Annotated in this window: 9 protein-coding genes; 6 read left to right on the forward strand and 3 right to left on the reverse strand. The window is 70.0% G+C overall.

What is annotated here, in order from left to right; genetic code table 11:
* Positions 1 to 29: 29 nt before the first annotated feature.
* The gene (locus tag I004_RS0116155; RefSeq protein WP_028436350.1) at positions 30 to 1,079 is read right to left on the reverse strand and encodes a LacI family DNA-binding transcriptional regulator; all 1,050 of its coding nucleotides are present in this window, start codon (positions 1,077 to 1,079) and stop codon (positions 30 to 32) included.
* A gap of 110 nt (positions 1,080 to 1,189) precedes the next feature.
* Between I004_RS0116155 and I004_RS0116160 the strand changes: the two genes are divergently transcribed.
* Together I004_RS0116160 and I004_RS0116165 are read left to right on the forward strand one after the other, a co-directional pair.
* Positions 1,190 to 2,149, forward strand: coding sequence for a glycoside hydrolase family 16 protein (locus tag I004_RS0116160; RefSeq protein WP_037976516.1), 960 nt, complete (start codon positions 1,190 to 1,192; stop codon positions 2,147 to 2,149).
* Entirely contained in the window at positions 2,146 to 3,318 is a 1,173-nt protein-coding gene (locus I004_RS0116165; protein ID WP_028436352.1) for a beta-1,3-glucanase family protein, read from the forward strand. Before I004_RS0116160 ends, I004_RS0116165 begins: the two co-directional genes overlap by 4 nt.
* 183 nt (positions 3,319 to 3,501) lie before the next feature.
* Here I004_RS0116165 and I004_RS0116170 read toward each other — a convergent pair whose 3' ends face one another.
* Entirely contained in the window at positions 3,502 to 5,316 is a 1,815-nt protein-coding gene (locus I004_RS0116170; protein WP_028436353.1) for a glycoside hydrolase family 15 protein, read from the reverse strand.
* 481 nt (positions 5,317 to 5,797) lie between these two features.
* Between I004_RS0116170 and pyrG the strand changes: the two genes are divergently transcribed.
* Both pyrG and I004_RS0116180 read left to right on the forward strand, forming a co-directional pair.
* Entirely contained in the window at positions 5,798 to 7,450 is a 1,653-nt protein-coding gene (gene pyrG, locus I004_RS0116175) for a CTP synthase (RefSeq protein WP_028436354.1), read from the forward strand.
* 3 nt (positions 7,451 to 7,453) lie between these two features.
* Positions 7,454 to 8,116: an NUDIX hydrolase gene (locus I004_RS0116180; protein ID WP_051345092.1), complete on the forward strand. Its 663-nt coding sequence runs from the start codon at positions 7,454 to 7,456 to the stop codon at positions 8,114 to 8,116.
* A gap of 63 nt (positions 8,117 to 8,179) precedes the next feature.
* Here the strand turns inward: I004_RS0116180 and I004_RS0116185 are convergent, their stop codons facing one another.
* Positions 8,180 to 10,240 carry a HelD family protein gene (locus I004_RS0116185; RefSeq protein WP_486580036.1) on the reverse strand — a complete coding sequence of 687 codons (2,061 nt, stop codon included), beginning with the start codon at positions 10,238 to 10,240 and terminating at the stop codon, positions 8,180 to 8,182.
* A 254-nt stretch (positions 10,241 to 10,494) separates the two neighbouring features.
* On the opposite strand from I004_RS0116185, the gene I004_RS0116190 reads away from it, so the two are divergent.
* Positions 10,495 to 12,627, forward strand: a complete 2,133-nt coding sequence (locus tag I004_RS0116190) for a tetratricopeptide repeat protein (RefSeq protein ID WP_028436357.1) — start codon at positions 10,495 to 10,497, stop codon at positions 12,625 to 12,627.
* A gap of 215 nt (positions 12,628 to 12,842) precedes the next feature.
* Entirely contained in the window at positions 12,843 to 13,958 is a 1,116-nt protein-coding gene (ald, locus tag I004_RS0116195; RefSeq protein ID WP_028436358.1) for an alanine dehydrogenase, read from the forward strand.
* Positions 13,959 to 14,271 lie beyond the last annotated feature (313 nt).

Raw genomic sequence — 14,271 nt, forward strand, 5'->3', positions numbered from 1 at the left:
TCCTGTTCGTTGAGGGAAGTCAGCTCGACTCAACTCGACTCGCGCACGACCAGCGTGGCCGGTGTGATGACAGGCGCGGGCGGTGCCGCGGCTGTTCCGACGGCCAGCCCGATGCGGCGCAGCAGCAACTCGGCCATCATCCCGCCCATGCCTTCCACGTCCTGACGCACTGTCGTGAGGGGTGGCGAGGCCCAGGCGGCGGGTTCCAGGTCGTCGTAGCCGACGACGCTCACGTCCTCGGGCACGCGGCGTCCTCGGGCACGCAGCGTGCGCAGCGCACCGGAAGCCATCAGGTCGTTCCCCGCGAAGACGGCGTCCAGCGAAGGGGAGACGTCGAGGAGACGGGCCATGGCACGCTCGCCGCCCTCGGCGGTGAAGTCGCCCTGCGCGACGAGCGATCGGTCCGCCTCGTGGACGCCGATGCCCAGGGCGTCGCAGTAGCCGTGCAGCCGGTCCAGGGCGGAGGTCTGGTCGAGGGGTCCGTTGATGACGGCGATGGTGCGCCGCCCTCGCTCCTGCAAATGAGCAATGGCCTGTCGTGCGCCGTCCCGGTTGTCGGTGTCGACGTAGAGCAGATCCGCTTCCTTCTCGGCCCCCGGCCAGCCGGGCCTGCCTCCGAAGACCGCCGGCAGACCCGACTGGCGTGCCATGGCGGGCAGGGGGTCGTCGCCGTGCAGGGAGAACATCAGGGCGCCGTCTACGTGACCGGCCGACAGGTACCGTCCGATGCGCGCGTAGTCCTTCTGCCGCTCCAGCATCATCAGCAGCAACTGCGTGTCGTGGTCGGCCAGTTCGCGACTGATACCCCGCAACTGCTGCGCGAAGAACGGGTCGGCGAAGACGCGGCTCTCCGGCTCCGCGATGACGACGGCCACGGCACCGGTACGCCGGGTGACGAGCGTGCGGGCGGCGTTGTTGGGCACGTAACCCAGCTCCTCGACGGAGTTCCGCACCTTCTCGCGGATCTCCTCACGGACGCCGGGCCCCCCGTTGACCACCCGCGACACCGTCGCCCGTGAGACCCCGGCATGGGCGGCCACGGCCTCCAGGGTCGGGCGGGACTCGCGGAAAGTGTGCACGAACAACTCCCATTCTTTGCCTAGGTCTTGACCAATGCCGGGTTCGGTGGGCAGTGTGCTGTGCATGACGTGAGAGCGCTCTCACCCCCCACCAACGAGGAGCGTAAGTCATGCTCTTGAAGAGCGACAGACGGCGCTGGGCACTTGCCGGCATCGCGGCACTGGCCGCCATCGGGACCTGTGTGGCCCCGTACGCCCAGGCCGACGAGGGCGGCAACTCGGCGCAGAAGCAGAAGAAGGCGCCGGCCCTCGAGGAGGTCTGGCGCACGGACTTCGACGGCGCCGCCGGATCCCTTCCGTCCGGCGACGACTGGATCATCGACAAGGGGCACAACTACCCGGGCGGGCCCGCGAACTGGGGCACCGGCGAGATCCAGGAGTACACCGACAGCCCGGAGAACCTGCAGCTCGACGGCGAAGGCCACCTGAAGATCACCGCGTTGAAGAACGGTGAGAACTGGACCTCCGCACGCATCGAGACCAAGCGCACCGACTTCGCCGCACCCGAGGGCGGAAAGCTGCGCATCGAGGCGGGCCTCAAGTTGCCCGACGTCTCCGGCGACGAGGCCCTCGGCTACTGGCCGGCCTTCTGGACCCTGGGCGACGCCTACCGCGGCAACTATCAGAACTGGCCCGGTGTGGGCGAGTTCGACATCATGGAGAACGTCAACGGCCAGAACACCACGCACGGAGTGCTGCACTGCGGCACCAACCCGGGCGGGCCGTGCAACGAGACGACCGGCATCGGCAAGGCGCGCGAGTGCGCCGGCGACTGCAAGGCGGACTTCCACGAGTACGCCCTCGAACTCGACCGCAGTGGCGGGACCGAGGAACTGCGCTGGTACGTCGACGGCGAGCAGTTCCACTCCGTGAAGGAGTCGGACATCGACGCCGGAACGTGGTCCAAGGCCACGGACCACGGCCACTTCATCCTGCTCAACCTCGCCATGGGCGGCGCCTTCCCCGACGGTGTCGCGGGCTCGAAGACCCCCACCGCCGCCACCAAGTCCGGCGGCTCCCTGACCGTGGACTACGTGTCCGTCGAAAGCACCGGAGGTGCCTCCAAGTGATCAGCCGCAGGTCCCTCATCCGCGGTGCCGCCGCCTCGGCGGTCGCCCTGCCGGCGGCCGGTCTCCTGGTGACGCAGGCCGGCGGTGTGACACGCGAGAAGTCCGCCAAGGCCGCCGGCCCCCTGTCGTTGAAGATCGTCAACAAGAGCGGCCAGTTCGACAACAAGTCGGTCCACGTCTACATCGTCGGCAACGACGGCACGAACCAGGTCCACGTCACCCCGGAGGGCGAGCTGAAGCCGGTCTCCGCGGGCGACAACGGCAGCGACGGCTTCACGGACTACGCCATCCCGCTCTCGGGCAGCGAGACGACGCTCAAGCTTCCCGAGATGTCCGGACGCATCTACTTCGCGCTCGGCGACAAGCTGAAGATCAAGGCGGTCGAGGGCGGCGACGGCAAGGCCGCGCTGGCCTACCCGGCGGGCTGGGTGGCGTCCGACCCCAACTTCGGAGTGCTGCACGACTGCGCGGAGTTCACGTACAAGAACGGCGCCATGTACTGCAACACCACCATGGTCGACATGTTCAGCGTGCCGCTGTCCATCCAGCTCAAGGGCGACAAGGACCAGACGACCGGCACCCTGAAGGAGGGCGGGCGCGAGAAGATCTTCAAGGACGTCGCCGCCGCCGAGGGCTTCTCCGACCTGGTGATCGACGACAAGCGTGTCATCGCTCCCGGACACGGCCTGGGCGAGGGGAAGTTCGCCGAGAACTTCTTCGACGCGTACGTCGAAGAGGTGTGGAGCACCTACTCCGGCAAGGAACTCGTCGTCACCACCAACGCCGGCAAGTTCACCGGCAAGGTCAGCGGCGACAAGCTCTCCTTCAGCGGGCCCGCCGAGGTCTCCTTCAACAAGCCCAGCACGAAGGACATCCTCTTCTGCGACGGCGCGCTCGCGGCACCGAACGACGGCACCACCGGTCCGGTGGCCGCCATCCTCGGCGCCGCGTTCAACCGGACCACGCTCGCCTCGACGGCGTCCCAGCCGACGACCGACCCGGCCGAGTTCTACAAGGGCAAGTTCGCCCACCAGTACTCGAAGGCCATGCACGCGGCCACAGAGGACGGCAAGGCCTACGGCTTCGCATTCGACGACGTCGCGAGCTTCGCTTCCTACATCGAAGACGGCGGGGCCGGCGAAATGACGTTGACGCTGACCCCGTTCTGAGGGAACCGATCACGGGGCCGTGCCCACCCGCCGGGTCCCCGGGGGTTCTGGCCCGGGGAGGCCCCTTCCTGACGTTCTCTCACCTCCACGCCCGCTGCCGGTTGTCGCCGGGCAGCGGGCGTGGATCCGTTGGTGAGTGCTGTTCCGTACGTCTGCGGGGGAGTCCCGGCCGGGTGGTCCGTGTCAGCCGCCGTACGCGCCGGAGGCGGTCAGCCGCAGCGCCGTGTCGATCAGGGGCACATGGCTGAACGCCTGCGGGAAGTTGCCCACTTGACGCTGCAGACGCGAGTCCCACTCCTCCGCGAGGAGCCCCAGGTCGTTGCGGAGCGAGAGCAGCCGCTCGAAGAGCTTCCGCGCCTCCTCCACCCTGCCGATCATCGCCAGGTCGTCGGCGAGCCAGAAGGAGCAGGCGAGGAACGCGCCCTCCTCGCCGAGCAGTCCGTCCACGTTCTCGCCGTCGACCTGGGACGTCGGGTAGCGCATCACGAAACCGTCCTCGGTGGACAGCTCCCGCTGGATCGCCTCGATCGTCCCGATGACGCGCTTGTCGTCCGGGGGCAGGAAGCCCATCTGCGGGATCAGCAGCAGAGAGGCGTCCAGCTCGCGCGAACCGTAGGACTGGGTGAAGGTGTTGCGCTCCTTGTCGTAACCCTTCTCGCACACGTCGCGGTGGATCTCGTCCCGCAGGTCGCGCCAGCGGTCCAGCGGACCGTCCACGTCACCGGACTCGATCAGCTTGACCGTACGGTCGACCGCGACCCACGCCATCACCTTGGAGTGCACGAAGTGCCGCCGCGGGCCGCGCACTTCCCAGATGCCCTCGTCCGGCTCGTCCCAGTGGTCCTCCAGGTAGCTGATGAGCTTCAGCTGGAGGAGCGAGGCGTAGTCGTTGCGTGAGAGGCCGGTCATGTGAGCCAGGTGCAGGGCCTCGGTGACCTCTCCGTAGACGTCGAGCTGAAGCTGTCCGGCGGCCCCGTTGCCGATCCGCACCGGCGTCGAACCCTCGTATCCGGGCAGCCAGTTGAGCTCGGCCTCGCCGAGTTCCCGCTCACCCGCGATGCCGTACATGATCTGCAGGTTCTCCGGGTCGCCGGCGACCGCGCGCAGCAGCCACTCGCGCCAGGCCAGCGCCTCGTCGTGGTAGCCGGTGCGCAGCAGGGACGACAGCGTGATCGCCGCGTCACGCAGCCACGTGAAGCGGTAGTCCCAGTTGCGCATGCCGCCGATGCACTCCGGCAGCGACGTGGTCGGAGCCGCGACGATGCCGCCCGTCGGCCCGTACGTCAGCGCCTTCAGCGTGATCAGGGACCGTACGACCGCCTCGCGGTAGGGGCCGTGGTACGTGCAGTGGTCGACCCACTCCCGCCAGAACTCCTGCGTCGCCTCCAGCGCGGACTCCGGGTCCGGCTCCGCCGGGGGGCTCTTGTGCGACGCCTGCCAGCTGATGGTGAAGGCGACGCGTTCGCCGGGGGAGACGGTGAAGTCCGCGTACGTCGTCAGATCCTTGCCATAGGTCTCGGCCTCGGTGTCCAGCCAGACGGAGTCGGGCCCCGCGACCGCGACCGTACGGCCGTCGATCTGCTGCACCCACGGCACGACCCAGCCGTAGGAGAAGCGCATCCGCAGGGCGGAACGCATCGGCACGCGGCCGCTGACGCCCTCCACGATCCGCACCAGTTGCGGCGCGTGCTGTTCGCGGGGAGGCATGAAGTCGATGACGCGGACGGTGCCGCGTGGTGTGTCCCACTCGGACTCCAGGACGAGCGAGTCGCCACGGTAGCGCCGGCGGTCTGCCTTCGGAGGCTCGGCGCCGTTGGCGGGGGCGGGGCCCACCTGCCAGCAGCCGTGCTCTCCCCTGCCGAGGAGACTGGCGAAGACCGCATGGGAATCGAAGCGCGGCAGGCACAGCCAGTCAGCCGAGCCGTCCCGGCTGATCAGGGCTGCTGTCTGCATGTCCCCGATGAGTGCGTAATCTTCGATGCGCCCAGCCACGTATATCTCCAGTCGAACTGTGGCTCGCCCCTTGGGACGTGCGATGACCTGCGGATTTCCGTCACACTCAATCATGCGTCCGATCGAGCGTCCGAGCAGGATACGACGGAGCGAAGAGCTCCGCCCCGCGCTCTAGCCACTATGGATGAGCTGAAGAGCGACCCTCTGCCGAGCCGCTCACAAGGTGCGACCATGCCCTCACCGTAGGGGACGGCCGAACGCTCTCCGAAGCCCCCTGAGCTGTGACGCCGGACGCAGTCGGGCACACGGCGGGACACAGCCGCGGAGGGTCGCTGATACCCTGGTGGCCCGTGGACCGGTGGGCGGGAGTTCCCGGATTCGTCCTCGAATCTCCGGCACGGAAGCCCCCCGAGCCGCAGCGACGGTACCCCTGAACATCCGCTGCGCACCGCTGCGGGCCCAGTAACTCTGCGGCCAGGGCGCCGGTGCGTACCTCACCTCGCTACCACGGGAGCACCTCTTGGCTTTGCCGCCCACGTCCAGGACGACCAAGCACCTCTTCGTCACGGGGGGTGTGGCCTCCTCACTCGGCAAGGGGCTCACCGCCTCCAGCCTGGGCGCGCTGCTCAAGGCGAGGGGCCTGCGCGTCACGATGCAGAAACTCGACCCGTATCTGAACGTCGATCCGGGCACCATGAACCCCTTCCAGCACGGCGAGGTCTTCGTCACCAACGACGGAGCCGAGACCGACCTGGACATCGGGCACTACGAGCGCTTCCTCGACGTCGACCTCGACGGATCCGCGAACGTCACCACCGGGCAGATCTACTCCAGCGTTATCGCCAAGGAGCGGCGGGGCGACTACCTGGGCGACACGGTGCAGGTCATCCCGCACATCACCAACGAGATCAAGAACCGCATCCGTCGCCTGGCCACCGACGACGTGGACGTCGTCATCACCGAGGTCGGCGGCACCGTCGGCGACATCGAGTCCCTGCCCTTCCTCGAGGCCGTGCGCCAGGTGCGCCACGAGGTCGGCCGCGACAACGTCTTCGTGGTGCACATCTCGCTGCTTCCCTACATCGGCCCGTCCGGGGAGCTGAAGACCAAGCCGACCCAGCACTCCGTGGCCGCGCTGCGCAGCATCGGCATCCAGCCGGACGGGATCGTGCTGCGCGCCGACCGGGACGTGCCCCGCTCCATCAAGCGCAAGATCTCGCTGATGTGCGACGTGGACGACTCCGCCGTCATCGCGTGCAAGGACGCCCCGTCCATCTACGACATCCCGAAGGTCGTGCACGCTGAGGGCCTGGACGCCTATGTCGTGCGCAAGCTGGACCTGCCCTTCCGTGACGTCGACTGGACGCAGTGGGACGACCTGCTGCGCCGCGTCCACGACCCGGACCACGAGGTGACGGTGGCGCTCGTCGGCAAGTACATCGACCTTCCCGACGCCTATCTGTCCGTGACGGAGGCGCTGCGCGCGGGCGGCTTCGCCAACAACGCCCGCGTGAAGGTCAAGTGGGTCACCTCCGAGGACTGCCGCACGCCGGAGGGCGCACGCAGGCAGCTCGGGGACTGCGACGCGATCTGCATTCCGGGCGGCTTCGGTGAGCGCGGGGTCGAGGGCAAGCTCTCGACCATCACCTACGCGCGCGAGAACCGGATTCCTCTTCTGGGCCTCTGCCTCGGCCTGCAGTGCATCGTCATCGAGGCCGCGCGGAACCTGGCCGGGATCGAGGGCGCCGACTCCACCGAGTTCGAGCAGGGCACGGCACACCCGGTCGTCTCCACCATGGCCGAGCAGCTCGACATCGTCGCCGGCGACGGCGACATGGGCGGCACCATGCGGCTCGGCCTCTACCCCGCGAAACTCGCGGAGGGCTCCATCGTGCGTGAGGTGTACGGCGGAGAGCCGTACGTCGAGGAACGCCACCGTCACCGGTACGAGGTCAACAACGCCTACCGCGGCGAACTGGAGAAGAAGGCCGGCCTGGTCTTCTCCGGCACCTCACCGGACAACAAGCTGGTGGAGTACCTGGAATATCCCCGGGAGGTGCACCCGTACCTGGTCGCCACCCAGGCCCACCCCGAGCTGCGTTCGCGGCCGACCCGCCCCCACCCGCTCTTCGCCGGACTGGTCGCGGCCGCCGTGGCACGGCAGCAGGGCGAGGGCTGAGACATGACGGAGGACACGCTGCCGGTGCAGTCCGGAAAGCACATCGCAGATGCTCCCGAGGCGTGGGAGGTCACCTCGACCGCACTGCCGTTCGAGGGCAAGAAGACCGGCGTACGCACCGACGACGTCGTCATGCCCGACGGCTCCGTCGTCCGCCGCGACTACCAGGTGCACCCCGGTTCCGTCGCCGTGCTCGCCCTCGACGAAGAGGACCGGGTGCTGGTGCTGAGCCAGTACAGGCACCCGGTGCGGGAGAAGCTGTGGGAGATCCCGGCCGGGCTCCTCGACGTGCCCGGTGAGAACCCCCTCCACGCGGCACGGCGCGAGCTGTACGAGGAGGCACACGTCAAGGCGGAGGACTGGCGGGTGCTCGCCGACGTCTACACGACGCCCGGCGGCTCCGACGAGGCCGTACGCATTTTCCTCGCGCGTGAGATCGGCGCAGCCGACGGCGAACGCTACGAAGTCTCCGAGGAAGAGGCCGACATGGAGCTGGCGCGCGTGCCCGTCGCGGATCTCGTGCGCGGCGTGCTGGCGGGGGAGTTGCACAACAACTGCCTCGTGGTCGGCGTTCTGGCGCTGACCGCCGCCCGTTCCGGTCCCGGGCTGGAGTCGCTGCGCCCGGCCGACGCGCCGTGGCCCGCCCGCCCGTTCGAGAACACCTAGCGCCCGGCTGGGCGGATCGGGCCCGGAGGCACCGATCCGGCGAGTGGGCCGCCACGTACGGGTTCAACCAGCCAGGGGCCGGTACAGGAACAGGCGCTTGTTGGCGCGTGTGACGGCCACGTACAGATCACGCATGCCGGTCGCGCGGCCGGTCTCCATCGCCGAGGGGTCGACGACCAGCACGGTGTCGAACTCCAGGCCGCGGACTTCCTGCGCGGGAACCACGGTCGCCCGCGTCCCTCCGAGAGCGGCGGTCAGCGCTGCCGTTCGCCCCTCGGTGCCGACGACCCCGATGAGTTCGTCCGGGAACTGCGCGGCCAGCTCGAGTACGTGACGCCGGACGGCGTCGAGGAGTTCGGCGTCGGCGACCTCGAAGGTCCGGGGCGGGTCACCGTGGCGGATCGAGCGTGACGGGTCCTGTTCCGGCGCGATCCGATCGAGCAGCGGGGAGGCTAGCGCAAGGATTTCCGCGGTGCTGCGGTAGTTGACGCTCAGGGTGTGCCGGGTGAAGCGCGTCCCGACGAAGGGGGCCAGCGCCGCGGACCAGGACGGGATCGTCGTGGCCGGCCCTGCCTGGGCGAAGTCGCCCACCACCGTCATCGACCGGGACGGGCAGCGCCGCATGAGCATCCGCCACTCCATCTCGGTCAGCTCCTGCCCCTCATCGGCGACTATGTGGCCGAAGACCTGTTCCGGCGGCCCGTCGATGAGACTGCGCGCCTCGTCGAGCAGCACGAGGTCGGCGCGGGTGAGGTCGCTCTCCCGACGGCGGGGCGCCTGCGGTGCCGCCTCCTCGGCGGTGGGGGATCCGCCGGCCGCGGCACGTTCGGCGAGGAACTGCCGCAGGGCGTCCGTGGCGTGCAGCCGCGGCCACACGGTCTCGATCGCCGCGTCGAGCGCGGCGTCGTCGAGGAGCGCGGCACGGACCTGGACCGGGTCGAACCCGGGAGGACCCGCGGCGGCGGGGGAGCCGTCGAGACCGAGGGCGCGCAGATCGTCGGCGACAGCCTTGTCGAGGTCCATGCCCAGGACGGACGCCACGTCCGCGTCGATGTCTTCGAGGCTCTGCTCCGTCTGCTTCTCCAGCACCTCCACGAGCTCGTCGACCACGCTCTCCTTGAAGACCCCGCGGGCGCGGTTGTGTCCGGCGGCGCCCTGGAACGCCTCCCGCCGGGCGCGGTCGACCGTCGCCGGGTGCAGCGTGAGGGTGTCGAGTCCGATCCGTACGGCGAGCGGGACGCCGTGCGGCTGCCGTTCGCGCACCCATCCGGCGAGCGCCGCCGCCGTCTCCGCCCGGCCCTTCGTCCGCGCGGCGGCGTCGGGTTCGCGGGCGTCCGGTGCGAGCCCCACCAACTCCGCCACGGTGGCCAGTTGGGCGTCGTTCTCGCCCAATGAGGGCAGCACATCGCAGATGTAGTCGAGGAACCGACGGTTCGGACCGAAGAGGAGAACCCCCTGCTGCGCGACGCGGGGGTACGCGTAGAGAACGTAGGCGGCACGGTGCAGTGCGACGATCGTCTTGCCGGTGCCCGGCCCGCCCTGCACAACGGTCACACCCTGATGCGGCGAGCGCACGATCGTGTCCTGCTCGGCCTGGAGCGTTGCAACGGCCTCACGCATCCGGCCCGTTCGCGCCTGCCCGAGCGCGTCGAGAAGGGGGCCGTCCCCGATCACGTCGGCGTCCGTGGGGGTGGATCCGTCGAGGATCTCGTCGGTGACCGAGACGACTCGTCGGTCGTCCAGTCGCAGGTGACGGCGGCGGCGTACGCCCATCGGGAATGCTGCGGTCGCGGTGTAGAACGGACGCGCGGCCTCCGCGCGCCAGTCGACCAGCAGCACTGCGCCGTCCTCCTCGCCGCGCAGGCCCTTGCGGCCGATGTACACCGAGCCGCCGCCGGACGCATCGACCCGGCCGAAGCACAGCGCCCTCTCCCCGGCGCGCAACTCGGCGATGGCGCGGGTCAGTCGCGCGATCTCGACATCACGGGCATACAGATCCTCCGCGCTCTCGGTCTCCATGGCGAGCGCCCTCCGCCGCGCCGTATGTGCCTGCGCGGCCAACTCGTCCAGGCGCCGGTACATCAGGTCGACAGAGCCGCGTTCGAGCGCGACTTGCCGTGCCACCCTGCCGTCCGTCCGCATTCGAGCCGTCCCTTCGCCGGCCACTCAGTATGCGGAGAAAACAAATAAAAGTAAGGCTTGACTTACTTGTCCGCGTCAGCCCTTCAGGGACGGCTGCCTCGGGCGGGCCTGACATCCGGCGCGTGCGGCGTGCGCACCGCATGCCGCCGCCTGCGGTGAACTACGCTCTGTGCGTTCCCGGTCGCTGCTGCGACGGGGGTCGTACGCGCAGACGCAGGTGGACGGGAGCGTGGCCCGTGACGGATCAGGCGGTGCAGCCCGCAGGCACGGACGACGCAGCCGGCGGTGCCCCGCGCGACGGCGCCGGAGCGGCCGGGAGAGCCGCGGTCCCCGCACCCGCAGGCCACTTCACCGGACGCGACGACGAACTCGCGCAAATGCGGGCCGACATGGAGAAAGCGGGCCTGCACACGCTGTCCGGACGTCCCTCGCCGCACAGCCGTGTGCTGCTCGTCGCGGGCAGACCGGGTTCCGGCCGAACGGCGCTTGCGGAGGCCTTCGCGCGGCAGGCGGCGAGCACGTTCGCCGACGGGATCCTGCGGGCACGCCTCACCGAACCGGGCGGCACCCCCGTACCCACGGAACGCACGGCGCGCGACCTGCTGGCCGCCCTCGGCCCCGACCCCGTCCCGGCCGGAGCCGACGAGGACGAGCTGACAGAGACGCTCCGGACGGAGCTGGGGCGCCGGAAGGTGTTGCTGCTCCTGGACGACGTGACTCTGCCCGAGCAGGTGCTCGACCTGCTTCCCGACACCCGTGACTGCCTCGTCGTCGCCGTCGCGGCCGGGCCGCTGACCGGGGTGCCGGACGTGCGGCCCTGCACCGTCGGAGGGCTGAACGGCGACGCCGCCGTGTCGCTCCTCGCCTCACGGGCCGGCGCCCCGCACCGGACGACCGTCGATCCGCGCAGCGCCGAACTCGTCGCCGAGGCCTGCGGATACCTCCCCGCCGCCCTCGTCCTGGCGGGCGGATGGCTCGCCGCACGGCCGAAGCTCTCGGTGGCCGACGCCGCGAAACAACTCGGCCAACTCCCGCAGGCCGACCCGCTGGAGCGTGCCTTCCGGCTCGTCGCCGACTCCCTGACCAAGACCCCGGCCCGCGTGCTACGCATGCTCGCTCTCGCCCCGGAGGGCCTCGTCGACGCTCACACGGCCTCGTCGCTGTCGGGCTGCCCTGTGGCTGCCGCCCGCCAGATCCTCGAGGAGTTCCTGCGGCTCGGGCTGCTGCGCACCAGTGCCCTCGCGCCGGGCTGTTACGCGGTGCCGCGCTGCCTGGACCCGCTGCTGCGCGCCGAGCTCGCGGTGCACGAAGGCCCTGACGAGACGGTGTTCGCCCGCGCGCGGATGCTCGAGCGGACGGTACGGCAACTGCGGGCCTGCCATGCCGTCACCGAGCCGGATGGTTCCGAGGCCCGCAAGAGGCTCGCGTTCCTGCCGCGCACTGTCCGCTTCGCCACGCGCCGCGAGGCACGCGATTGGCTGGAGGCCCGGCGTCCCGCGATACTCGCCGCGGCCCGGCTCGCCGTGGCGGAGGGCGGCGGAAGGCTTGACGGCCTCGCGCGGCGGCTGATCTCCGCGCTGGCGCGCGCCTTCGACGCGCACCGCTCGCCCGAGGAGGCGGCGCCGGAGCTGTACCGGCTGCACGAGCTGGTGCTGGACGTCGCCGAACGTGCTGCCCTGCAGCGGGAGCGGGCCGCGGCGCTGCTCAACCTCGGAGACCTGGACGCCCGCACGGGCCGCCACTCCCGGGCCCTCCAGCGCTACCGGGCAGCACTGGAGGCGGCGCGCGACGGTGACGGGAACGAGGGCGGCGGCCGGGAGCGCACGGTCCGCGAGAACGGCAACGGCCGTGATGCACGCGGCACGCAGGACCATCCCGCGGCGGCTCGCGCCCTGGAGTCCATCGGCTCCACCTACGAGGACATGGGCGATCTGGAGCGCGCGGCCGACTGGTACGGACGCGCCCTCGTCCACCATCAGACCCGCGAATCCCTCGCAGCCGCGGCCCGGCTCCACGGACGGCTGGGCGCCGTGCACACCGCCGGAGGGCGCTTCGGGGAGGCGCTGCGCGAGTGGCGTGCGGCGGCGGCGAACTTCCGGAGGCTGGGCGACGCGGGCGCCCACGCCCGTGCGCTGGCGGAACTCGCGAGGGTCCATGAGCGCGCCGGACGTCCGCAGGAGACGGTGCGTGTGTGCCGTCAGGCAATCCAGGTCGCGCAGGAAGAGGATGACGTGCGGCTGCGGGCGGCCCTGCTGCTCAGGCTCGCCGACGCCTGCGACCGGACGGGGGACGTACGGGCGGGCAGAAAGCACCGCCGCGCGGCCGATGAGCTGCTGGATTCGCACAACCTGACGGTCCACGTGGAGTAGACCTAAGAAACCAATAGCCAGAGCTGGAAAGATTCCTTGTTTGTAAGGCTGGACAGCGCGCGATCCTTCATTAGACTGGCGGGGCCGTGGCCGTCCACGCGACAAGCCGGTATATACCTCCTATGTGCTGCCGTATCGGGATGTGCGCCACGGATGCTCCCGCACCCACAGGTGCGGGCGCTTCCGACAACCCGAAGTCAAGGACCGTGATCGACGTGAAGGTCGGCATCCCCCGCGAGGTCAAGAACAACGAGTTCCGCGTGGCCATCACCCCGGCCGGGGCGCACGAACTCGTACGCAACGGACACCAGGTCACGGTGGAGCGTGGGGCCGGACTCGGCTCCTCCATCCCGGACGAGGAGTACGTCGCTGCCGGAGCCACCATCCTGGGCTCCGCCGACGAGGTCTGGGCCACCGCCGACATGCTGCTGAAGGTCAAGGAGCCGGTTGCCGAGGAGTACGGGCGGCTGCGCAAGGACCAGACGCTCTTCACCTATCTCCACCTCGCCGCCTCCAAGGAGTGCACGGACGCGCTCCTGGACTCCGGCACCACGGCCATCGCCTACGAGACGGTCGAGACGAGCAACCGCGCACTGCCGCTGCTCGCCCCGATGTCCGAGGTCGCCGGCCGCATCGCCCCACAGGTCGGCGCGTACCACCTGATGCGTTCCGCCGGCGGGCGCGGTGTGCTGCCCGGCGGCGTGCCGGGTGTGCAGGCCGGGCGTGCCGTCGTCATCGGCGGCGGCGTCTCCGGCTGGAACGCCACGCAGATCGCCATCGGGCTGGGCTTCCACGTCACGCTCCTCGACAAGGACGTCAACAAGCTCCGCGAGGCCGACCGGATCTTCGGCACCAAGGTGCGCACGGTCGCCTCCAACGCCTACGAGCTGGAGCGTGCCGTCCTCGAGGCGGACCTGGTCGTCGGCGCGGTGCTGATCCCGGGCGCGAAGGCGCCGAAGCTGGTGAGCAACGAGCTGGTCTCCCGCATGAAGCCGGGAAGTGTTCTTGTCGACATCGCGATCGACCAGGGTGGCTGCTTCGAGGACGCCCGGCCGACCACGCACGCCGAACCGACCTTCCAGGTGCACGAGTCGGTCTTCTACTGCGTCGCGAACATGCCGGGCGCAGTGCCCAGCACGTCGACGTACGCGCTGACCAACGCGACGCTTCCCTACATCGTCGAGCTGGCCAACTGCGGCTGGAGGAACGCCCTTCGGCAGGATGCGACCCTGGCCAAGGGGCTCAACGTCCATGACGGGGAGGTCTTCTACGGACCCGTCGCCGAGGCGCACGGTCTCGGCAGCCGCGAACTCGGCACGCTGCTCGGCTGATTCAGCACGTCAACAGCGCAAGTCAATGCCGCCGACCTGCCACTGAGGGCATGTCACCGGATGTCACCGGCCCTGCTTCCGTCACCGCGACGGCGGGGCCGGTGACGTCTTTCCGGGGTGGTGACAACCGCTCAACCACGGGCCCGGACCGCCCCGTTCGCGGGTCTCCGGGCCGCTCCGCGGCCCTCCCGGAGGGGTTCCGTGAGCCGCATTGCCCCTTGACATCGAAGTGTTCGCAGCTCGACACATCGTGCCGTCTCCGGTGGATTGTGTTGCTGCGAACGGCCGACACGCCATAGAGTCGCCAATCATC

The organism is Streptomyces sp. TAA486 (assembly GCF_000426165.1).

What these genes read in the sequence shown, in the direction of transcription:
- I004_RS0116180 (WP_051345092.1), top strand. Translation starts at nt 7,454, where the DNA reads ATGACGGAGGACACGCTGCCGGTGCAGTCCGGAAAGCACATCGCAGAT.
- I004_RS0116160 (WP_037976516.1), top strand. Translation starts at nt 1,190, where the DNA reads ATGCTCTTGAAGAGCGACAGACGGCGCTGGGCACTTGCCGGCATCGCG.